A 21,755-nucleotide genomic window follows, 5' to 3' on the forward strand; every position below is an offset into this window, starting at 1 on the left:
CCGGCGAGTGCGTGCGGCGTTGACGGCCACATCACCCCCACCCAACCCTCCCCCATCGAGGGGGAGGGCTCGGGGAACGAGAATCCATGACCAAAGACCGTATCGACCGCCGTTTCGCGGCGCTGAAGGCCGAGAACCGCGCCGGCTTCGTGACCTATGTCATGGCCGGCGATCCCGACGCCGCCACGACCCTGAGCGTGCTCAAGGGCCTGCCGGGCGCCGGCGCTGATCTGATCGAGCTGGGCTTTCCCTTCTCCGATCCGATGGCCGAGGGCCCGACCATCCAGCGCGCCGCCCAGCGCGGCCTCAAGTCCGGCATGACCCTGCAGGGCACGCTGGATCTGGTGGCCGCCTTCCGCGAGGGCGACGCCGACACCCCGATCATCCTGATGGGCTATCTGAACCCCGTGCTGAACCGGGGTTTCGAGAGCTTCGCCGCCGCGGCCGCCAAGGCCGGCGTGGATGGCCTGATCATCGTCGACTGCCCGCCCGAGGAAGCCGATCCGCTGTCGGACGCCCTGGAGGCCGAAGGCATCGCCTTGATCCGTCTCGCGGCGCCGACCACCGACGACGCGCGCCTGCCGATGGTGGTCCGCCGCACGTCGGGCTTCGTCTATTATGTCTCGGTCGCCGGGGTGACCGGGGTGAAGTCGGCCGACGCGGCCGACGTGGCCCCCGCCGTCGAGCGGCTGCGCAAGGCCTCGGGCCTGCCGGTCGCGGTGGGTTTCGGGATCCGCACGCCCGAGCAGGCCGCCGCCGTCGCCCGCGTGGCCGATGCCGCCGTGGTGGGCTCGGCGCTGGTCGACGAAATCGAGTCGGCGGCCAAGTTGAACGAAAACGTGACCGAGAAGGTTCTTCTCAAGGCGTCGGCGCTGGCTAAGGCTGTGCGCTCGGCGCGAGTCGGGACGAAGTGAGGCTCTAAGGCTATGGCTATGGCTGAACCCCAGGACCCGAAAAAGGGCGAGAAAAAAGTGGCGACTGACCGCCGAGGCGGCTGGCTGTCGCGGATCGCACCGGGCGTGCGCGGCGCGTTCGCCAAGCGCGAGACGCCGGAAAATCTCTGGGTCAAGTGCCCCGACACGGGCGAGATGATCTTCCGCTCCGACCTGGAGGCGGCCCTGTGGGTCACGCCGGCCGGTCGTCACATGCGGATCGGGCCTGAAGCCCGCTTCAAGTTCACCTTCGACGACGGCCAGTACGAGGCCCTGCCGACCCCGGCGGTGCCCGAGGATCCGCTGAAGTTCTCGGACGGCAAGCCCTACAAGGATCGCCTGATCGCCGCCCGCAAGGCCACCGGCGAGCCGGACGCCATGGCCATCGGCTACGGCAAGGTCGCCGGTGTCGACGCCGTCGTGCTGGTCCAGGACTTCGCCTTCATGGGCGGGTCGCTGGGCATGGCCGCGGGCGAGGGCTTCATCGCCGCCGCCAAGGCCGCCCTGGAGCGCCAGGTCCCGATGATCGCCTTCACCGCCGCCGGCGGCGCCCGCATGCAGGAAGGCGCGCTGTCGCTGATGCAGATGGCTCGCACGACCCTGGCCATCAACGAACTGAAGGACGCGGCCCTGCCCTATGTCGTGGTCCTCACCGACCCGACCACGGGCGGCGTCACCGCCTCCTACGCCATGCTGGGCGATATCCACCTGGCCGAGCCGGGCGCCCTGATCGGCTTCGCCGGTCCGCGCGTCATCGAGCAGACCATCCGCGAGACCCTGCCGCCGGGCTTCCAGCGCTCGGAATATCTGGTCGAAAAGGGCATGGTCGACCGCGTCACCCACCGCAAGGACCTGCCGGCGGTGCTGGGCTCTGTGCTCGGCACCCTGATGATGGGTCGCGACCGCAAGGCGGCCTGAGCTCGAACTTGGCCGAGCATCTCCGCGCTCACGACGCCGCGCTCGAGCGGCTGAAGGCGCTGCATCCCAAGCTGATCGACCTGTCGCTGGACCGGATGCGGCGTCTGTGCGCGGCTTTGGGCGATCCGCAGGACCGCCTGCCGCCGGTGATCCACGTGGCCGGCACCAACGGCAAGGGCTCGACGGTCGCCTATCTGAGGGCCATGGCCGAGGCGGCGGGGCTCAAGGTCCACGTCTTCACCTCGCCGCACCTCGTCCGCTTCGCCGAGCGCATCCGCCTGGCCGGGACCCTGATCACCGACGACCACCTGGCTGACGTGCTGGACCGTGTCGAGGCCGCCAATGCCGGCCTGCCGATCACCTTCTTCGAGATCACCACGGCCGCCGCCTTCGTGGCCTTCGCCGAGGTCCCGGCCGACCTGTGCATCGTCGAGGTCGGGCTGGGCGGAATCCTGGACGCCACCAACGTCATCCAGAAGCCGGCGGTCTGCGTCATCGCCCCGATCGACATCGACCATCGCGAATTCCTGGGCGACACCATCGCCAAGATCGCGGTCGAGAAGGCCGGGATCATCAAGCCGGACGCGGCCGTCGTCTCGGCCCGCCAGCACGGCGACGCCGAGGACGTGCTGGAGACCACGGCCGCGCTGGCCGGCGTCGAGCTGACCCTGATGGGCCGCGACTTCGACGCCTGGAGCGAACGCGGCCGGCTGCTGGTGCAGATGCAAGACCGTCTGCTGGACCTTCCAGCGCCCTCGCTGCCGGGCGAGCACCAGTTCGCCAATGCCGGCCTCGCCGTCGCCGCGATGCTGGCCCTGGCCGATCCGCGCATCGACGAGGCGGCCATGGGGCGGGGGATCGCCGGCGCGGTCTGGCCGGCCCGCTTCCAGCGCCTGACCACCGGGCCTCTGGCCGAGCGCGCCAAGGCGGCCGGGGCGGATCTCTGGCTGGACGGCGGCCACAATCCGCACGCCGGCCGCGCCGTCTCCCGCGCCGTCGCCGACCTCGCCGCCCGCGACGGCCGCCCGGTGGCGCTGATCTCGGGCTTGCTGGCCAACAAGGACGCGACCGGCTTCTTCGGCCCGTTCCGGGGCGTGGCGGCCAAGGTCTTCACGGTCACCCTCGAAGGCGCCGCCGCGGCCAGCGCCGCCGATACGGCCGCCGCCGCCGAGCTCGCTGGCCTGCGGGCCTGCGCCTGCGATTCGGTCGAGGACGCCCTGGACCGAGCCCTGAAACTGGAGCCGACGCCCCACGTCCTGATCTGCGGCTCGCTCTATCTGGCCGGCGAAGTGCTGGCGATGAGCCCAGAGACTTGGCCGATCTAAACGCGTAAGGCTGAACCCACGCCGATAGGGCGGCGCGGCCCGCTGGACATCCTCGGCGAGCGCACCCGTCCTGGCAGGAACCGCCGATGGCCAAGGGTCAGAAGAAGTCGAACAAGGAAGCCCGCAAACCGAAGGCCGAAAAGAAAGCCCCTCCGGTCTCGGTCTCGCCGTTCATCGTGACGCCCAAGAAATAGGCCGACACGAAAAACGCCCGCCCCGGAGACCGGAGCGGGCGTCTTCACTTCAGGCAGAAAACCCGCCTAGGCCGGTTGAACGCCGGCTTCGTTCAGCCATTCCAGGATCTTCTGCTTGGGCATGGCGCCGACCTTCATCGAGGTCATCTGGCCATCGCGGAACAGCATCATGGTCGGAATGCCGCGGACGCCGTAGCGCGACGGGGTCGTCGGGCTGTCCTCGATATTGACCTTGGCGACGGTGACGACGTCTGCCAGCTCTTCGGAGATTTGCTCCAGGGCCGGGGCGATCTGCTTACACGGACCGCACCACTCGGCCCAGAAGTCCACCAGCACGGGCTTGCTGGCCTTCAGGACGTCGGCTTCGAAGGTGGCGTCGGTCACCGCAACGGTGCTCATGGCTTGCTCCAGTCTGGCGTCACGCGGTCGGCGCGGAGGACGCGATAAGGGTCGAATGCCCGGATTCGTTCCGAGCGCTTGCAGCAGATGTAGGAGGACGGGGCGCGTCCGGCAACGGCCTTAGGTCAGTCGCGCCAGAGCCTGGGCCATCACCTTTTCTGGAACCGGCATCAGTTTGGGGCCGTCCGTCCAGACCAGGGCCGCTTCCACGGCCCGTCCGGGGAACACCTCTCGCAGCACGGCGGCATAGACGGCCATCTGCGCCAGATAGGCCGGATCGGCGTCCTCGATCCGGTCGGGAGAGGGGCGATTGGTCTTGTAATCGACGACCAGGACGCGGCCCTCATCCACCACCAGCCGGTCGACGCGGCCCGAGACGGCGAGGCCCTTGGGCAAGTGGGTGCTGGTCCCGGCCAGGGCGACCTCGGCGCGGGAGCCGGGGCCGAACACGGCGGAAAAGCGCACATCGTCCAGCACGCCGAACGCGGCGGCCGCCATCTCCTCGCGCTGCGCTTCGGTCAGGTCGCGTTCGGCGGCCAGCAGGCGCTTGGCCGCGTCCGCCCTCCGATCCGGCGCGACGTCGGGCAGCAGTTGCAGCAGCTTGTGGACGATCTCGCCCCTGCGATAGCGGCCCAGGCCCGAGACGCGGGCCAAGGGCGAGGGCGCCGGGACGCGGGCGTTGTCCTCGATCCGCGACGGCGCGGCGTAGCGGGCGGCGGCGGGCTCCGGCGGCGCGTCGACCTTGATCCAGGCCGGCGCGGACGCCGAATCGCGGACGGTCTCCTCAAGGCGCGGGGCGCTGATTGGATCGGGACCGTAGCGCAGGAAGGCGGTCTCATCCTCGCCGATGGTCCTCACCTCCGGGGCGATGTCGGCATGGCCAAAGGCGGCGCGGGCGGCGGCGTACCAGCCACCGACCTTGTCGTCCTTGGTCCTGGCGTCGATGCGGCCGCACAGGATCAGCCGGTCCCGGGCCCGTGTAAGAGCGACATACAGCAGGCGCAGCGCCTCCTGGCCTTCCTTGTCCTCGCGCAGCTTGCGAGCGCGGGCCGAGGCGTCGCAGTCGCCCTTGCCGCTGGCGCACCACAGCAGGCCGCCATCCTCGGTGACCAGCAGTGGCGAGCCGCCGGCTCCGCGCTTAACGGTCGTCTCGGGCAGGAAGACGATCGGCGCCTCCAGGCCCTTGGAGCCGTGGGCGGTCATCACCCGCACCTCGCGGCGGGCGCCTTCCATCTCGCGCTTGACCACGATGTCCAGCGCCGCGAAGTCGGCGACCAGGGCCTCCAGATCGCGGACGCCGCGTTGCTCGGCCTCCATCACCTGAGCCAGGAACTCGTCGAGCGCCTCCTCCGCCTCTGCGCCGAGGCGGGTCAGCACCTTGGCGCGATGCGAGCGGCCGGCCTCATCGACCAGGCCCAGCCAGCCAGCGAAGAACTCGAACGGCTGCCGGCGACGGCCCTCGGTCAGAGCCCAGTCCAGCACGGTCCGCGCCGTGGTCCATTCCGGACGCTCCTCGGCCCGACGGCGCAGCTCGGCCCACAGCGTCGCCCGGCGGCCCTTGGCGAGGGCGTAGACGTCTTCGTCGGTCAGGCCGCAGAACGGCGACTTCAGCAGCGCCGCCAGGGTCAGGTCGTCATCCGGGAACAGGATGAACCGGCCCAGGGCCAGGAGGTCCTCGAAGGCGATGTGGCTGGACAGCGACAACCGGTCGGCCCCGGCCACCGGCACGGCGCGCCGCTTCAGGGCCCGGATGATCTCCTCGAACAGCACCTTGCGGCGGCGGACCAGGACGAGGATGTCGCCTGCGTGGGCGGCGCGGTGGCGGCCGATCTCCTTGTCGAAGACGGCGTCGCCGCGCTCCAGGATCGCTTTCGTCTCGGCGGCGATGGCCTCGGCCAGACGCCGATTGGCGCTGCGTTCGCCTTCCGAGTCGACCGGCGCCTCCCAGGCCTCGCGCTCCTCGCCGGGCAGTTCTCGGGTCAGGGGCCACAGGTCGACGCAGCCCGAATGGCCGTGACGGAACAGCTCGTGACGAACGAGGTCCTGGCCCGCCGGCGGCGGCACGCCTTCGCGGGTCTCGGGATCGGAGAACAGGGCGTCGACGAAGCTCAGCACCTCGCGGGTCGAGCGATACGACACCGTCAGCGGCACGCCCTTGCCGACCGCGCCGACCGCCGCGATGCGGGTGATGTAGCCCTGCGTCTCGACCAGCAGCCTTTGCGGGTCGGCGCCCTGGAACGAATAGATCGACTGCTTCTCGTCGCCGACCACGAACAGGGTCCGCTCAGCGCGCCGGCCGCTCCAGCCTTCGGAGGTCTCGCCGACGAAGAAGTCGGCGGTCAGGGCGCTGAGGATTTCCCACTGCTCCGGCGCGGTGTCCTGGGCCTCGTCCAGCAGGATATGGTCGATGCCGCCGTCGAGCTTGTAGAGCACCCAGGCCGCCTCGACCTTCTCGGTCAGCAGCACGCGGGTCTTGTCGATCAGGTCGGTGAAGTCCAGCGCGCCGCGAGCATCCTTCTCGATCCGGTGCGAGGTCACATAGAGAACCGCCAGCCGCAGGGCGCCCTCGGTGTCCTCGGCCACCTTGGCGGCGCGGACCCGTTCGCGGGCGGCCTCCAGCTTGGCCTGGTCCAGCAGCAGGGCCTCGCGCAGGTCCTCGCGGCTCTTCAGGCCCGAGGTCTTGCCCGGCCAGGTCGCCGGCGTACCCTCGCCGCCTTCGGTGAACAGAGCGCGGAGAGCAAGCTCCAGCGTCGCGTCCGGATCGCGGGCCACGGCGGCCAGGGCTTCGGCATATTTGGCGTCCTGCTTGCCGCCGCCGTCGAACAGCACTGTCGCGGCGGAGCGCCAGGCGCCGAGGTCGAGCCGCGCCATCGCCTGAGCCGCCAGGTCAGCGGCCGAGGTCGGCTCGTTAAAACCGCAGCGTTCCCAGGCATCGGCCACGGCTTCTTGGAGGCCGCCGCATCGCGCCACATAGGCCATGATCTGACCGCGCCGCGCCTCGAAGCCGGCGAACATGTTTTCGAAGCTCTGGAAGTCCAGCGCCACGGAGAAGCGGGCATAGGCTTCGGCGAAGGCGTCCTGGTGGATATCCACCCACTGGGCCGTGGCGCGGCGGGCGGCGCGGGCGATGGCGGCGCCGGCCTGGTCGTCCATCACCGTGAAGCCGGGCGAGACCCCGGCCTCCAGCGGGAAGCGTCGCAGCAGCTTCTCGCAGAAGGCGTGGATCGTCTGGATTTTCAGGCCGCCGGGCGTCTCCAGCGCCTGGGCGAAAAGGGCGCGGGCCTCGGAGAGGCGCTTGGCGTCATAGGTGGCTTCCGCTTCGCCGACCAACTTGATCAGCTCGGCCCGCAGGTCGGCGTCGCTGGTCACCGACCATTTGCCCAGACGCTCGAACAGGCGGCGCTGCATTTCGGCGGCGGCGGCCTTGGTATAGGTCACGCACAGGATCGCCTCGGGCTTGACCTTGGCCAGCAGTAGGCGCGCGACGCGGTCGATCAGGGTCTTGGTCTTGCCCGAGCCGGCATTGGCGGTGACGAAGGCCGAGATCGTCGGGTCGGCGGCGATGCGCTGATAGTCTGGACCGCTCATTCGCCGTCCCCGTCGTCGCCGCTGGTCGACCATTCGAAAACCCGCGCCAGATGGGCATAGTCGCCGGGGTGCTCCTTGACGAACTGCGGCGCGACCCGCGAGCGATAGGGCTCGTCCGGATCGTCATAGCGAGCGATCAGGGTCGAGAGGCCTTCCAGGGCTTTCACGGCGGCGGCGGCGCTCTCTTCGCCAGCCAGGGCGCGGACCTGCTCTTCGCCAGCGGGACGCCTTCCGGTCACGCGGACATAGGTCAGGTCGCCCGGCGTTGGCTTGCCCAGATCCGGGAAGCCGCCGTTCATCAGGATCGCCGCCGTCAGGGTCAGCTGTGGTGAGAAGCCGGTGTCGACCTGCTTCTGCGACGGCGCGGCGCCGGTCTTGTAGTCGAGGATATGGGCGGTGCCATCGGCGGTCGGCTCGATCCGGTCGGCCTTGGCGGTCAGGGTGAAGGGGCGGCCGTTGATGTTGAGCGACAGCTCGCCCGCCGCCTCGACCACCACCTTGCGGGCCGTGGTGCGGCGATGGCGCTCCCAGTCGGCGACCCACAGGGCGGCCTCTCGGGCCAGGGCCTTTTCGCGGGCCAGGGCGGTCGGCGGCATGCCGGCCGCGACCAGGGCGTCGATATAGAAGCCCTCGAACACGCTGGCGGCCTCTAGCGGCACGGCGTCGGGATAGGTCTCGGCGAAGGTCTCGAAAGCCGCGTGGATGGCGGTGCCGCGCGCCCTGGCCTCGACCGGCTCGTCGGGGCGCTCCAGCGGATAGAGCTTGAGGATATCGCGGGCCCAGACGGCGTAGGGATCGCGGGTCAGGGCCTCGACGCGGGTGACGGCCATCTTGCGCGGACGATCCTCGACCGGGGGCGTCGGGGCAGGGCGGCCGATCGGCGCGTAGGGATCGGGCGCGTCGAGGGCGCGGACCCAATCCAGCACGTCGTCGCGCCGGGGTAGAGCCAGGCCCGCGCCGGCGGCCAGGGTTTTCAGGCGCCACAGCCAGCGCGACTCGACGGCCGGCGCGCCGCCGCGTCGTTCGCAGTGGACCAGCACCACATCGGGGGCGCTGGCGGCCTGGGCGAAGTCGTGGGCGGTCAGGCCGATCTTCCGCTCGGGCGGGGGCAGGCCCAGGCGCGAACGCATCGGCCGCGACAGGAACGGATCGATCGGCGCGCCCTGCGGCCAGACGCCTTCCTCCAACCCGGCCAGCACCAGGCGGTCGGCGCGGACCAGGCGGGCCTCGATGGCGCCCAGGATGCGCAGGCGGGGATGGGTGGCGCCGCCGACGCGGACGGTCTCCTCGTTGACCAGTCGGTCGAGAATGTCGGCGAAGGCCTGGGGCGAGGCGTCGGGCAGGGGCTCGCCATCCTGGATCAGGGCGGCCATCAGGGCGCCCAGGCACTCGCCCGCGCCGCCGGCCCACAGGCGATTGACGGGGATCAGGCCTTCCAGCGCCTCGACCAGGGCCTGGGCGGCGCGGCAGGGCGGCGCGAAGCCGTCGGCATAGGGCGCGGCGGCGTGGTCGACGGCGGCCAGGACGCGGTCGCAGAGCGCCAGGGCGTCTGGCGCGTCCCTCAGCCGGGCGCGCAGGACATCTTTAGAACCTGGCGCGGCGCCGCGCAGGCCCTTGCGTTCGAGTAGAGCGGCGGCGGGCGCCTCGTCCTCGCCCAGCACCAGCGGATGCTTGGCGAAGGCCAGCAGGCGGACCGGGTCCAGCGGCGCCTCGACCAGGCGCGCCAGATGCAGGGCCAGGATCGCAGAGCCGGCCGCGGCCAGCGGCGCGCCGGCCGAGCTATCGGGGATCACGCCCCAGCGCTGCAGGCGGGTCATCACCCGGCGGGCCAGGGTCTGGTCGGGCGTGACCAGGGCGGCGGTCTTTTCTGGCGTCTCCAGCGCCTCGCGCAGCAGCAAGGCGCAGGCCCCGGCGGCCTCCTCCTCGCCGCGGGCGGCGATGACCGAGAAGCCCGTCAGGCCCTCGGCGACGGGGTCGAGATCCGGCGCCTCGGCGCGCAGGGCGGCGATCTGCGCCAGCCAGTCGGCCGTGGCCTCGGCCGGACGCAGGGCCTCGTTGACGATCCGCCGTCGCCAGCGGCCCCGGCTGTCGACATCGGGGACCCAGGCGCGGACGTCCGAACGGTCGACGCCGGCGCGATCCAGCAGGCGCTTCATCGCGCCTTGCGGATGCTGCTCGCCCTGGGAGCCCTCGATCTGGCTCCAGGCGCTGTCGGCCAGATCCTCGTCCAGACCCGGCAGCACCACGGCGCCTTTGGGCGCGGCGGCGATGACCCGCAGCAGGTCGGCGGTGGCGGGCGCGGTGCCGGTCGAGCCGGCGGCGACGAGAACCTCAGTCGGCGGGTTCTCGGCCCATTGTTTTTCCAGGGCGCGCAGCAGCTTCACCCGGCGCTCGGAAACGTCGATCAGGCCGAGGTTCTTCAGGCGCTCGGGCCAGGCGGTCAGCACGCCCTTCAGGAAGCGCGCCGAGACCTGCCAGTGCTGAGCGAGGTCGCCCTCGGCCAGACCATCCAGCTTGTCAGCGAACGGGACCTCCTCGATCTGACAGCTGTCGAGGAAGTCGGACAGGGCCTTGGCCAGTTCCAGGGCCTGGACCGGGCCAGGCTTGAACGACAGCTTGTCGCCGTGGTCGACGACCAGCCGCGCCAGCTCGAACCGGCGGCGACGCGAGGAGATGGCCGGCGGGAAGTCGAGGGACAGCTCACCGGGTTCGAAGGGCGGCTCGCCTTCGTCCAGGTCGCCCAGCGGCCGGATCTGCGGCAGCAGCAGCGCCCGCCCGCCGCCGACCGCCAGGAAGGCGTCCGCCAGGGCGCGGGCGCCGCGGCGGGTCGGGGTCAGGACGGTGGCGCGGGGCAGGGCCTCGGGACCCAGCGGCTCCAGCGTGTTCAGCAGCCCGCGCGCCAAGTCATCGACGAACGGCCGATGGGCGGGGATCGAGAACCAGCGCGGCCCCGGTCTTTCGAAGAAGGGGGCCGGTCCGCTCATCTCTCAGCCAGACTGTCTTGGGAGAGCTTGGCTTCGGCGGCCAGCTTGGCGTCGGGGTCTCCGACGTGCATCCAGAGGCCGTCGGGCGCGACACCGTGGACGCGGTGGTCGGCGGCCAGGCTTTTCCACAGCGGCAGCAACGAGAACGGACCCTCGGGGCCATCGGCGGTGATCGCCGGCTTGCAGATATGGACGCCGACATAGACCAGCGGCGCGATCTCGCCGGGATTCTTGAAGCGGACGACGCCGTCCGCGAGGAACACGTCGCCGCTGTCGTGGAAGCCCAGCGAGCCCGAGGTCGAGGCCAGCATCAGGCAGACGTCCATCGTCTCCGGGTTCCAGGCGGCGGCCACGGCGTCGATGGCCGGACCGGCGTGCTCGGTCCACACGGAGTCGATATTGGCCACGAAGACGGGACCTTCACCCAGCAGCGGCAGGGCGTGCTTGACGCCGCCGCCGGTTTCCAGGGCCTGGGGGCGTTCGTCGGAGATGACGATCGTCGGACCAAGCCCCTTGGCCTGGCGGGCCTTCAGGTGGGCTTCGACCAGGTCGGCGAAATAGTGGACATTGACCACGGCGGTCTCGACCCCGGCGGCGGCCAGGCGGTCCAGCATGTGATCGATCAGCGCCTTGCCGGCGACCTCGACCAGAGCCTTGGGCCGATCGTTGGTCAGGGGGCGCATGCGGGTGCCGAGGCCGGCGGCCAGCACCATCGCGACCTTGGGTCCAGGGGGGGGAGCGGTCATCGGCGGGCCTCGGCGGGAATGTGCTGGTCGAACCAGGCCTTGAGACCAGTCATCGCCGGATCGTTCAGGTTGCGCTCCAGATAGCGCCAGGTTCGCGGCATGAAGGCCTCGTATTGCCGGCGGCCCAGCAGGGCCTGGCGGGCGAAGACCCGGCCCAGGATGCGGGCGGCGTTCGAGGCGGCCAAGGCGCGGTAGTCAGCGATGAAGGCCTCGCGGTCGACTTGCGGCCGGGCGGCCAGGTAGCGGTCCAGCATGGCCGCTTCCAGTTCCGGCGACACGTCCCGGCGGGCGTCCTGCAGCAGATGGGTCAGGTCCCAGGCCGGGTGGGCGCGCAGGGCGTCCTGGAAGTCCAGCAGGCCGACGCGCGCCACGCCGTCACGCTCGGGCAGCCACAGCAGGTTCTGGGCGTGATAGTCGCGATGGGTGAAGACATTGGCGCCGGCTTCGCCGCGCACCCAGACGGGCGCCCATAGCGCGTCCCAAACGGCGACGGCCTCGGGGCTGAAGGCCGGGATCCCGGTGAACTGGGGCCACCATTCCAGGAAGGTGTCGGTGGCGTGCTTCAGGGCCAGGGTGTCGTAGGTCAGCAGCGGCCAGCGGATCTCGTCGACGGCCAGAACGTCCGGCGGCGTCTCGGCGTGCAGGGCCACCTGGAGGTCGACAGCGGCCTCGTAGAGCGGGCGCTCGTCCTGGCCTTCGGCGATCAGGGTGGCGTAGAGGCCGTCGCCCAGATCTTCCAAGACCGCCAGGCCCTGCGCCACGTCGTAGGCGAAGATGCGCGGGGCCGAGAGGCCGCGCCGGCGCAGATAGTCGGCGGCGGTGACGAAGGCGGCGACCGAACCGGCGGCCAGGCGCGCGGCGGCGTTATAGCCCAGGGCGATCCGCTCGGCGTCCGTCGCGCCCGGCGGGCACACGACGCTTTCCAGCGCCGGGGGCTGGTCCATGAAGATGAAGCTGGATCCGTCCTCATCCGCGTTCTTGGCGCGGTGCAGGCGCTCGTACGATCGCGTCGAGGCGTCGCCGCCCAGGCTCTCGCGGCGGACGTCCCCGAAGCCGTGGGTTTCCAGGAACGCGGCCTTCGCCACATCTCTCTCAGAACTCAAGATCACGTCCCTCGAAATCGCCGTGCCGTGTGATGGCGGCGCGCCGCGCGGCGCCGTCGAGGGCGATGTCTATATCGAGCCGAGTCGTGGGCAAACGCCCTTCGAGCCGTTGGGGCCATTCGATCAGGGCGACCCCGCCGTCCAGGGCCTCGTCCAGGCCGATCTCATAGGCCTCGTCGGGGTCCGACAGGCGGTAGAGATCGAAGTGGGCCAGGGGGAAGGCGGCCGTTTCGTAGAACTGCACCAGGGTGAAGGTCGGGCTGGGCACCTCCTCGTCCGGCGTGGTCAGGGCGCGGATCAGGGCGCGGGCCAAAGTCGACTTGCCGGCGCCCAGCGGGCCGGTCAGGCAGAGGGCGTCGCCGGGCCGCAGAGAAACGGCCAGGACCCGGCCCAGCGCCTGAGTCGCGGCCTCGTCGGGCAGGTAGAGCATGTTCATCCCCCTCCCATAGCGCTTCGCTCCCTTCATGTTGAGAGGCGCAAGACGCTTCCCCCCGCGCCGCTCTCGCGCTAACCGCAGTCCTCGATGCCGACATCTCTACGCACCGCCTATCGCGAGCGCCTGGCCCAGGGCGACATCCGGCCCGACGTGGCCCAGGCCGCCGCCGTGGACGCCCTGTCCCGGCTGGAAGCCGATCTCGACAACGCCGGCGAGCCCGGCTTCTCGCTGTTCGGCCGCAAGCCTAAAAGCCAGCGCGGGGTCTACCTCTGGGGGCCGGTCGGGCGGGGCAAGTCCATGCTGATGGACCTGTTCTTCGACAGCGCCCCGATCACCAAGAAGCGCCGCATTCACTTCCATGCCTTCATGGCCGAGGTCCACGCCGACATCGACGCCTGGCGCAAGGGCGACGCGGCGGCGCGCAAGGCGCGGTTCGGCCAGCACAAGGGCGACGACCCGATCGTCCCGACCGCCGATCTTATTGCCGCGAGCGCCCGCCTGTTGTGCTTCGACGAGCTGCAGGTCACCGACATCGCCGACGCCATGATCCTGGGCCGGCTGTTCGAGGCGCTGTTCGCGCGCGGCGTGACCCTGGTGGCCACCTCGAACCGTCCGCCGGACGACCTCTACAAGGACGGCCTCAACCGTCAGCTCTTCACGCCGTTCATCGCCATGCTGAAGGACGCCATGGACGTCGTGGCCGTGCGCGGGCCGGTCGACTTCCGTCTGGACCGCCTGCGGGCGGCGCGGACCTGGCTGGCTCCGAATGACAAGGCCAACCAGGCCGAGTTCGAGCGACTGTGGACCGACATGCTGGATGGCGCGGCCGAGACGGGCGCGACGCTGGAGGTGCTGGGCCGCAAGATGCGTTTGCCACGCGCCGCGGGCGGGATGCTGCGCTCGTCCTTCGCCAGCCTGTGCCAGCAGGCCCTGGGGCCGCAGGACTATCTGGCTGTCGCCGAGCGTTTCCACACCATCTTCCTGGAAGACGTGCCGCGCCTGACGCCCGCCCGGCGCGACGCGGCCAAGCGCTTCAACACCCTGATCGATGCGCTCTACGAAGCCGACGCCAAGCTGGTGGCCCTGGCCGACGCAGAACCCGAACAGCTTTATCCCGAGGGCGACGGATCCTTCGAGTTCGAGCGAACGGTCTCGCGCCTGCAGGAAATGCGTTCGGCCGACTATGTGGCGCGGGTGCGGGAATAGAGCATTTTCCGATCCACCTGGATCGGTGAAATGCTCTAGCTCTTTGTTTTAACGCATTTTCCGACGACGAACCGGTGCCCCCACTTCGTCGGAAAATGCTCCAGGAGAACACGATGAGCGTCAAGGACCGGATCCGGGTCAACGAGACCAGGCTGCTCTCCGACAATTGGTACGTCCTGAAGACGACAAGCTTCGACTGGAAGCGTCGCGACGGGACGTGGCAGACCCAGCATCGCGAGCACTACGATCGGGGCAATGGGGCGGTGCTGCTGCCTTACAATCTGGCTAATCGCACGGTGCTGCTGGTGAAGCAGTTCCGCTGGCCGGCCTTCGTCAACGGCTATGACGACCTGCTGATCGAGGCGGCCGCCGGCCTGCTCGATGACGCCGAACCCGAGGTTCGTATCCGCGCCGAGGTCGAGGAGGAGCTGGGTTACCGCCTGGGCGCGGTGCGCAAGGTGTTCGAGGCCTTCATGAGCCCGGGCTCGGTGACCGAGATCCTGCACTTCTTCGTCGCCGAGTACGACGCGGCCATGCGGATCGGCGAGGGCGGCGGCCATCCCGACGAGGGCGAGGACATCGAGGTGCTGGAGCCGAGCCTGGATGAGGCCCTGACCATGATCGCCGACGGCCGCATCCGTGACGCCAAGACCATCATGCTGCTGCAGCACCTGGCCTTGACGGTGTTCAGAGCTTAGCGGGGTCGAGCTAACCGAAGTCCCGCGCAAGCGGCACGTCGAACCGGACGAACAGGCCGGCCGGGCTGTAGTCGGCCACGATCGCGCCTCGGAGTTCGCCGGTAATGCTGCGCTCGATCAGACGTGAGCCGAACCCTCGTCGGGTGGGCTGACCGGCGGGCGGGCCGTCGAGCTCGCGCCATTCGAAAACGAGGCGCTCGCCGTCGCGCACCGACCAGGCAAGCGCCAGTCGGCCGGCGTTCGACAGGGATCCGTACTTGGCGGCGTTGGTGGCCAGTTCGTGGAACACCATGCCCAGCGACAAGGCCACGCGGGCGGGCAGGTGGACGTCCGGGCCGTCCATGACGATGCGCTCGGGGCCATAAGGTCCGAGTTCCTGGACCAGGAGCTGGCGCAGGCCCGCGCCGGCCCACTGGCTGTCGGTCAGGGCGTTGTGCGTCTGAGACAGGGCCAGCAGACGGGCTTCGAACGCGGCGGCGAAGGTCTGTGGCGTCGTCGCGCCGCGCAGGGTCTGCTGGGCGATGGCCTGCACCGTGGCCAGGGTGTTCTTCACGCGGTGGTTCAGCTCGTCCAGCAGCAGGCGCTGGCGCTCGTCGGCCTGAACTTGATCGGTCATGTCCACGCCTTCGACGAAGACGCCCGACGCCTTTCCATCCGCCTCGACGATCGGCTGATAGACAAAGTCGAGGTAGCGTTCCTCGAGCGCCGCATCGGCGTTGCGTTGCAGGGCGACCCTCACGCGCCGGCCGACGAAGGCCTCGCGGGTCGCCAGCACGCGGTCGAGCAGATCGATGAAGCCCTGCTCGACGACTTCCGGAAGCGCGGTTCGCACCGGCAGGCCTGTCACCTCGCGAAGGCCGATCAGCTGAGCGTAGGCGTTGTTGACAAGGTCGAAGACGTGATCTGGGCCGCGCAGCACGGCCATGAAGCTGGGCGCCTGCATGAAGAGGCTCCGCAGCTGCCGACTCTGCGATTGGACGGTCTCGGCTCGCCGAAGCACTTCGTCGCCCAGCATGGTCGCCGACCGCGAGCCGAAGGCCGCCTCCTTGAGGCGCTGGATCGCGGTGACGTCCTGGGTGTGCTGGAGGATGTAGCGCGTGGCGCCGGTTTCGTCGGGGATCGGCGTATGGGTGGCGCTCCAGATCCGCTCCTCGGCGCCGCCGCCCAGATGAGGTGGTCGTTCGATCGCGTAGTGGATCAGCGGCAACTCGGTCACCTCGCCGCGGTCTCGGGCATGGACCAGGGAGGCTTCCAGCTGCGCTCGCGTCTCGCCCTCCGAAGGGAAGGCGTCAAAGACATTGCGCCCTTCCAGTTCGTCCCAACCGCGTTGCACCGTGGCGAGATAGGCGGCGTTCGCCGCGACATACCGAAGGTCCCGGTCGACCAGCATGTAGGGGGAAGGGATACGGTCGAAGATTTCGCCGAAATCGATCGGACCGGTCGTGCGCACGCCCTGTTTCCCCTTAAAGCGACGGAACATAACGCAACCTTGGCCTTGGCGGTTCCCTGACTTGTCCGGAGTGAAGCTGAGAACGTTTCTCAACAGTGCCCGCTTTAATTGACACCCCCGCCCTCGCGCTTAAAAGCATCCCGCAACGCACAAAGGCTACTGGGGCTGGACCTCTCATGACCGACACGAGCCGGGGGCTGCCTGAGCGCCCGATGTCGCCGCACCTGCAGGTCTGGCGCTGGCATATCACCATGGCCTGCTCGATCCTGCACCGCGCCTGCATCGTCGGCCTGTGGGTCGGCGCCGTGATCCTGGCCGCCTGGGCCGCCGCCCTGGCCGCCGGTCCGGACGTCTATGCCGGCTTCCTGAGCATCCTGGGCTCGCCGATCGGCAAGCTGGTCTTGCTGGGCGAGACCTTCGCCGTGTTCTTCAACATCGCCTACACGATCCGCCAGACCTTCTGGGACACTGGCAAGGGCTTCGCCCCGCGTATCGCCGACATGACCGGCGCCATGGCGATCGCTTTCGCGGTCGTGGCGACGATCGTGACCTGGGTCATCGCCGGCGCGAACGGAGCGTTCTGATCATGAGCAAGAACGATATCTTCCAGCCCATTCAGTTCCGCACCCCGCTGTCGCGCGCGCGCGGCCTGGGCGCCTCCCGCCACGGTGTCGGCCACTTCATCACCGAACGCGTCTCGGGTCTGGCCTTCGCGCCGCTCTCGATCTGGGGCGTATTCGGAGCCCTGAAGCTGATCGGCGCCGACCAGCACACGGCCGCGGCCTGGATCGGCCAGCCGCTGAACGCCGTGCTCCTGAGCCTGCTGCTGATCTCGGCCCTGATCCACCTGTCGAACGCGGTCCAGGTGGTGATCGAAGACTATATCCACCGCTTCACGAGCAAGTCGGCCCTGGTGATCGGCAATCTGTTCGTCTGTGTGCTGGCCGGCGCCGTGGGGGTCTTCTCGATCCTCAAGGTGGCCCTGACCGTGACCGGAGCCCATTGATGTCGGCCTACAAGTTCATCGACCACAAGTTTGACGTCGTCGTCGTCGGCGCCGGCGGTTCGGGCCTCCGCGCCGCCCTGGGCGCCGCGCAAGCCGGTCTGAAGACCGCCTGCATCACAAAGGTGTTCCCGACCCGCAGCCACACCGTGGCGGCGCAGGGCGGCATCTCGGCCTCGCTGGGCAATATGGGCCAGGACGACTGGCGCTGGCACATGTTCGACACCGTCAAGGGCTCGGACTGGCTGGGCGACCAGGACGCCATCGAGTATCTGACCCGCAACGCGCCGGCGGCGGTCTATGAGCTCGAGCACTGGGGCGTGCCCTTCTCGCGCACGGCCGACGGCAAGATCTATCAGCGCGCCTTCGGCGGCATGACCAAGAACTACGGCGAAGGCCCGATCCAGCGCACCTGCGCGGCGGCCGACCGCACCGGTCACGCCATGCTGCACACGATGTACGGCCAATCGCTGGCCCACGATACCGAGTTCTTCATCGAGTACTTCGCCCTCGACCTGATCATGGACGACGGCGTCTGCCGCGGCGTGACGGCGTGGAAGCTCGACGACGGCACCCTGCACCGCTTCCAGGCCCAGACGGTGATCCTGGCCACGGGCGGCTACGGCCGCGCCTACTTCTCGGCCACCTCGGCCCACACCTGCACGGGCGACGGCAACGCCATGGCGCTGCGCGCCGGCCTGCCGCTGCAGGACATGGAATTCGTGCAGTTCCACCCGACCGGCATCTACGGGGCCGGCTGCCTCATCACCGAGGGGGCGCGCGGCGAAGGCGGCTACCTGACCAACTCGGAAGGCGAGCGCTTCATGGAGCGCTACGCCCCGTCGGTGAAAGACCTGGCGCCCCGCGACATGGTCAGCCGCGCGATGACCATCGAGATCCGCGAAGGTCGCGGCGTGGGCCCGAACAAGGACCACATCTTCCTGCACCTGGATCACCTGGATCCGAAGATCCTGCACGAGCGCCTGCCCGGCATCTCCGAGACCGCCAAGGTCTTCGCCGGCGTCGACGTGACCAAGGCCCCGATCCCGGTCCTGCCGACCGTCCACTACAACATGGGCGGCATCCCGACGAACTATCACGGCGAGGTCGTGACCAAGTCGGGCGACAATCCCGATCAGGTGATCCCGGGCCTGATGGCCGTGGGCGAGGCCGCGTGCGTTTCGGTGCACGGCGCCAACCGCCTGGGCTCCAACTCGCTGATCGACCTGGTGGTGTTCGGCCGCGCCGCGGCCCTGCGATGCGCCGAGGTCCTGACCCCCGGCGCCAAGCAGCCGGAACTGAAGGACGCCTGGACCGACGGCCATCTGGCCCGCTTCGACCGCTTCCGCAACGCCTCGGGCTCGACCGGCACGGCCGAACTGCGTCTCGAGATGCAGAAGGCCATGCAGGAAGACGCGGCGGTGTTCCGCACGGGCGAAACCCTGGTCGGCGGCGCTCAGCGACTGGCGACGGTCTGGGACAAGGCCAGGGATATCAAGGTCAGCGATCGCGGTCTGGTGTGGAACACCGACCTGATGGAGACCCTGGAGTTCGACAACCTGATCGGCCAGGCGGTCGTGACCGTGGCTGGCGCGGTCAACCGCACGGAAAGCCGCGGCGCCCACGCCCGCGAGGACTTCTCGAGCCGCGACGACGCCGAATGGATGAAGCACACCCTGGCCTGGCTCGACGTCGAGACCGGCAAGGTGAAGATCGATTACCGTCCGGTGCACAGCTACACGATGTCGGACGACATCGCCTACATCCCGCCGAAACAACGGGTCTACTGAGGGTACGATGGTCGAACTCGCACTCCCCAAGAACTCGCAGGTCAAGTCGGGCAAGCATTGGCCCGCGCCGGCCGGCGCCAAGAAGGTCAAGACCTTCAAGATCTACCGCTACGATCCGGAGGCGGGCGGCAATCCGCGTTGGGACACCTACGATGTCGACGTCGACACCGTCGGTCCGATGGTCCTGGACGCCCTGCTCTATATCAAGAACACCATCGACCCGACGCTGGCCTTCCGCCGGTCGTGCCGGGAGGGTGTCTGCGGCTCGTGCTCGATGAACATCGGCGGCCGCAACACCCTGGCCTGCACCCATGGCTGGGCCGAGGTGCCGGGCAAGGCCGTGCAGATCAGCCCGCTGCCGCACATGCCGGTGGTCAAGGACCTGATTCCCGATCTGACGCTGTTCTACGCTCAGTATGCTTCGGTCGAGCCTTGGCTGCACACCGATACGCCCGAGCCGCAGACCGAGTGGAAGCAGTCGCCCGAAGACCGCGAGAAGCTCGACGGCCTCTATGAGTGCATTCTCTGCGCCTGCTGCTCGACCTCGTGCCCCAGCTACTGGTGGAACGGCGACAAGTATCTGGGCCCGGCGGCCCTGCTGCACGCCTATCGCTGGCTGATCGACAGCCGCGACGAAGCGACCGGCGACCGCCTCGACCAGCTTGAAGACCCCTTCAAGCTCTATCGCTGCCACACGATCATGAACTGCGCCCAGGTCTGCCCGAAGGGTCTGAACCCGGCCAAGGCCATCGCCGAGATCAAGAAGATGATGGTTGACCGCGTCGTCTGACGGGATCTCCAACTCGGCAAACGCGGGGCGGCTTCGGAAACGAGCCGCCCCGTTTTACATCCGCCTCTATCAAGGCGCTTGCCAATAGGTGACGCCGGCGTCATTTTTGACGAAAGGGAGGGCGTCATTGAGCGCTGAAGCCAATCAGAACGCGTGCGTCGTCATCGTCGGCGCCGGTCATGCCGGCGGCTCGGCGGCGGCGTTCCTGCGTCAGTACGGTCACCAGGGCCGCATTGTCCTGATCGGCGACGAGCCGCTGCTGCCCTATCAGCGCCCGCCGCTCTCGAAAGCCTGGCTGAAAGGCGAGGCCGACGCGGACTCGCTCTCGCTGAAGCCCGCCGACTGGTACGCGCAAAACAATGTCTCCCTGCGCCTCGAAGGCGTGGCCGAGCGGATCAACCGTTCGGAAAAGACGGTCACGCTCGCCTCGGGCGAGGCCATCGCCTACGACTTCCTCATTCTGGCGACCGGCGCTCGCGCCCGGGAGCTGCCGATTCCGGGTTCCGATCTTGCCGGCGTGCTGTCCCTCCGCACGGCGGCCGACGCCGAACGGCTCAAGCACGCCCTCGGCCCTGACAAGCGCCTGGCCGTGATCGGCGGCGGCTATGTCGGCCTGGAGGCGGCCGCCTCGGCCCGGGCACTGGGCAGCCACGCCATGGTCATCGAGCGTGAAAGCCGGGTGCTGGCCCGCGTCGCCTGCGAGACCCTGTCACTGTTCTTCCAGGATTATCACGGCAAGCATGGGGTCGTGTTCGAGCTGAACGCCGGTGTCGCCGGCTTCGAGGGCGAGAACGGCCACGTCACCGGCGTGAAGTTCTCCGACGGCCGCGTGGTCGACTGCGACGTCGCCCTGGTCGGCGTCGGCGCGGTCCCCAATGATGAGCTAGCCAAGGATGCGGGCCTGGCGACCGCCAATGGCGTGGTCGTCGACCTGGAGGCGCGCACCGAGGATCCGTCGATCTTCGCGATCGGCGACGTCACCCATCGCCCACTGCCTCTCTATGAGCGTCAGTTCCGCCTGGAGAGTGTTCCCAACGCGCTGGAACAGGCCAAGCAGGCCGCCTCGGCGATTCTCGGACGTCCGGGTCCCGCGCCCGAGGTCCCATGGTTCTGGTCCGACCAGTATGATCTGAAGCTTCAGATCGCCGGCCTGCCGTTCGAGGCCGACCGCCAGATCGTGCGCGGCGACGTCGCCGCCGCCAAGTTCGCGGTCTTCCATCTGAAGGGCGACCTTCTGCAGGCCGTCGAAGCGGTCAATGCGCCGCCAGAGTTCATGGCCGGCAAGCAGCTGATCGCCAAACGCACGCCGGTCGACGCCGACAAGCTCGCCGATCCGTCGGTGTCCATGAAAGAGGTGGCGGCCTAAGGTCGCCCTATAGAGAGCCTTCCAGGGGTAACGGGAAACAGATGGCCAAGATCACCTATATTGAACACGACGGCACGGAACATGCGCTCGACGTGAAGTCGGGACTGACCGTCATGGAAGGCGCCGTGAAGAACAATGTGCCGGGCATCGACGCCGACTGTGGCGGCGCATGCGCCTGCGCCACCTGCCACGTCTATGTCGATCCGGCCTGGCTCGATAAGACCGGCGACAAGTCCGCCATGGAAGAGTCGATGCTGGACTTCGCCGAGAATGTCGAGCCCAACAGCCGCCTGTCCTGCCAGATCAAGGTGAGTGATGCGCTGGACGGCTTGGTCGTGCGCCTGCCGGAAAGCCAGCACTAGGATAGAAGCCTTGAGCCCGCCGCGGCGGGCTCCAGAGGGCGGCATTAATCACGGCGTCAAAAGAGCGTCGTTATATTGTCGCGAGGGGGTTGCCAGTCGTCTGGGTGGGGACTAGATCAACGCCTCGCTCGGAACGGCATCGCGACCGGACGACGCGGCCCCCGAAAGGGAGTTGCATCGGTTCAGACGCTTCGCTAGAAACCGCGCTCCAATCGACTCTATGACGGATCCGCGAGGGCGGCCACGGTGGCCCTGAGGATCCTTCTTTTGTCTTTTCGATTCCCGGTTTCGGGTGTTCGAAAAAGGCCGAAAAGAGTTGGTTGACTTCGGAGTGTCGCCTCTTTAGAAGCGCCCCTCCGATGCATCGCCGCCAAGACTTCGCAAGAAATCAGCGGCGCGATGCAAGGTTAGGCAAGTAATCGTTTTGAAGTTTCTTCAAAATTATCGCTTGACTGACTTGGGTAG

The 21,755-nt window shown here is 68.9% G+C and carries 19 protein-coding genes; 12 read left to right on the top strand and 7 right to left on the bottom strand.

Features of this window, described 5'->3' with window-relative positions; all coding sequences use genetic code 11:
* Nucleotides 1–86: 86 nt before the first annotated feature.
* From trpA to ACW175_RS25330, 4 genes are all read left to right on the top strand, one after another.
* Nucleotides 87–914 (top strand): tryptophan synthase subunit alpha, encoded by an 828-nt coding sequence (gene trpA / locus ACW175_RS25315; RefSeq protein WP_492102640.1) that lies wholly within the window; start codon nt 87–89, stop codon nt 912–914.
* 12 nt (nt 915–926) lie between these two features.
* On the top strand, nt 927–1,850 hold the full coding sequence (locus tag ACW175_RS25320; protein WP_492102641.1) for an acetyl-CoA carboxylase carboxyltransferase subunit beta: 924 nt from the start codon (nt 927–929) through the stop codon (nt 1,848–1,850).
* 8 nt (nt 1,851–1,858) lie between these two features.
* A complete protein-coding gene (locus ACW175_RS25325; RefSeq protein ID WP_492102642.1) occupies nt 1,859–3,175 on the top strand; it encodes a bifunctional folylpolyglutamate synthase/dihydrofolate synthase in 1,317 nt (438 codons plus the stop codon).
* Between the two features lie 86 nt (nt 3,176–3,261).
* Entirely contained in the window at nt 3,262–3,369 is a 108-nt protein-coding gene (locus ACW175_RS25330; RefSeq protein ID WP_492102643.1) for a hypothetical protein, read from the top strand.
* Between the two features lie 66 nt (nt 3,370–3,435).
* Here ACW175_RS25330 and trxA read toward each other — a convergent pair whose 3' ends face one another.
* The 6 genes from trxA to tsaE all read right to left on the bottom strand — a co-directional run bounded on the left by trxA (nt 3,436) and on the right by tsaE (nt 12,625).
* On the bottom strand, nt 3,436–3,768 hold the full coding sequence (gene trxA, locus ACW175_RS25335) for a thioredoxin (protein ID WP_291876896.1): 333 nt from the start codon (nt 3,766–3,768) through the stop codon (nt 3,436–3,438).
* A 120-nt stretch (nt 3,769–3,888) separates the two neighbouring features.
* Nucleotides 3,889–7,356 (bottom strand): double-strand break repair helicase AddA, encoded by a 3,468-nt coding sequence (addA, locus tag ACW175_RS25340; protein ID WP_492102644.1) that lies wholly within the window; start codon nt 7,354–7,356, stop codon nt 3,889–3,891.
* Nucleotides 7,353–10,340, bottom strand: a complete 2,988-nt coding sequence (addB, locus tag ACW175_RS25345; RefSeq protein WP_492102645.1) for a double-strand break repair protein AddB — start codon at nt 10,338–10,340, stop codon at nt 7,353–7,355. Before addB ends, addA begins: the two co-directional genes overlap by 4 nt.
* On the bottom strand, nt 10,337–11,086 hold the full coding sequence (gene murU, locus ACW175_RS25350) for an N-acetylmuramate alpha-1-phosphate uridylyltransferase MurU (RefSeq protein WP_492102646.1): 750 nt from the start codon (nt 11,084–11,086) through the stop codon (nt 10,337–10,339). The genes addB and murU overlap by 4 nt, the downstream gene beginning before the upstream one ends.
* Nucleotides 11,083–12,189, bottom strand: coding sequence for an N-acetylmuramate/N-acetylglucosamine kinase AmgK (gene amgK / locus ACW175_RS25355; protein WP_492102647.1), 1,107 nt, complete (start codon nt 12,187–12,189; stop codon nt 11,083–11,085). The genes murU and amgK overlap by 4 nt, the downstream gene beginning before the upstream one ends.
* The gene (gene tsaE, locus ACW175_RS25360; RefSeq protein ID WP_492102648.1) at nt 12,179–12,625 is read right to left on the bottom strand and encodes a tRNA (adenosine(37)-N6)-threonylcarbamoyltransferase complex ATPase subunit type 1 TsaE; all 447 of its coding nucleotides are present in this window, start codon (nt 12,623–12,625) and stop codon (nt 12,179–12,181) included. The genes amgK and tsaE overlap by 11 nt, the downstream gene beginning before the upstream one ends.
* Before the next feature lie 87 nt (nt 12,626–12,712).
* Here tsaE and zapE point away from each other — a divergent pair, with 87 nt between their 5' ends.
* Nucleotides 12,713–13,831 (top strand): cell division protein ZapE, encoded by a 1,119-nt coding sequence (zapE, locus tag ACW175_RS25365; protein WP_492102649.1) that lies wholly within the window; start codon nt 12,713–12,715, stop codon nt 13,829–13,831.
* A gap of 113 nt (nt 13,832–13,944) precedes the next feature.
* Nucleotides 13,945–14,529: a GDP-mannose pyrophosphatase gene (locus ACW175_RS25370; RefSeq protein ID WP_492102650.1), complete on the top strand. Its 585-nt coding sequence runs from the start codon at nt 13,945–13,947 to the stop codon at nt 14,527–14,529.
* Between the two features lie 10 nt (nt 14,530–14,539).
* Here the strand turns inward: ACW175_RS25370 and ACW175_RS25375 are convergent, their stop codons facing one another.
* Nucleotides 14,540–15,979 (bottom strand): sensor histidine kinase, encoded by a 1,440-nt coding sequence (locus tag ACW175_RS25375; protein WP_492102651.1) that lies wholly within the window; start codon nt 15,977–15,979, stop codon nt 14,540–14,542.
* A gap of 176 nt (nt 15,980–16,155) precedes the next feature.
* Here ACW175_RS25375 and sdhC point away from each other — a divergent pair, with 176 nt between their 5' ends.
* The 6 genes from sdhC (at nt 16,156) to ACW175_RS25405 (ending at nt 21,290) form a co-directional block, all read left to right on the top strand.
* Nucleotides 16,156–16,563 (top strand): succinate dehydrogenase, cytochrome b556 subunit, encoded by a 408-nt coding sequence (sdhC, locus tag ACW175_RS25380; protein WP_099575365.1) that lies wholly within the window; start codon nt 16,156–16,158, stop codon nt 16,561–16,563.
* Nucleotides 16,530–16,985, top strand: a complete 456-nt coding sequence (gene sdhD / locus ACW175_RS25385; RefSeq protein WP_492105047.1) for a succinate dehydrogenase, hydrophobic membrane anchor protein — start codon at nt 16,530–16,532, stop codon at nt 16,983–16,985. The genes sdhC and sdhD overlap by 34 nt, the downstream gene beginning before the upstream one ends.
* The gene (gene sdhA / locus ACW175_RS25390) at nt 16,985–18,772 is read left to right on the top strand and encodes a succinate dehydrogenase flavoprotein subunit (protein WP_492102652.1); all 1,788 of its coding nucleotides are present in this window, start codon (nt 16,985–16,987) and stop codon (nt 18,770–18,772) included. The genes sdhD and sdhA overlap by 1 nt, the downstream gene beginning before the upstream one ends.
* Nucleotides 18,773–18,779: 7 nt before the next feature.
* On the top strand, nt 18,780–19,562 hold the full coding sequence (locus tag ACW175_RS25395; protein WP_492102653.1) for a succinate dehydrogenase iron-sulfur subunit: 783 nt from the start codon (nt 18,780–18,782) through the stop codon (nt 19,560–19,562).
* A 127-nt stretch (nt 19,563–19,689) separates the two neighbouring features.
* Nucleotides 19,690–20,928 carry an NAD(P)/FAD-dependent oxidoreductase gene (locus ACW175_RS25400; RefSeq protein WP_492102654.1) on the top strand — a complete coding sequence of 413 codons (1,239 nt, stop codon included), beginning with the start codon at nt 19,690–19,692 and terminating at the stop codon, nt 20,926–20,928.
* Nucleotides 20,929–20,969: 41 nt separating this feature from the next.
* Entirely contained in the window at nt 20,970–21,290 is a 321-nt protein-coding gene (locus ACW175_RS25405) for a 2Fe-2S iron-sulfur cluster-binding protein (RefSeq protein WP_492102655.1), read from the top strand.
* Nucleotides 21,291–21,755 lie beyond the last annotated feature (465 nt).

The organism is Caulobacter sp. FV1ye6ST, from assembly GCF_058681225.1.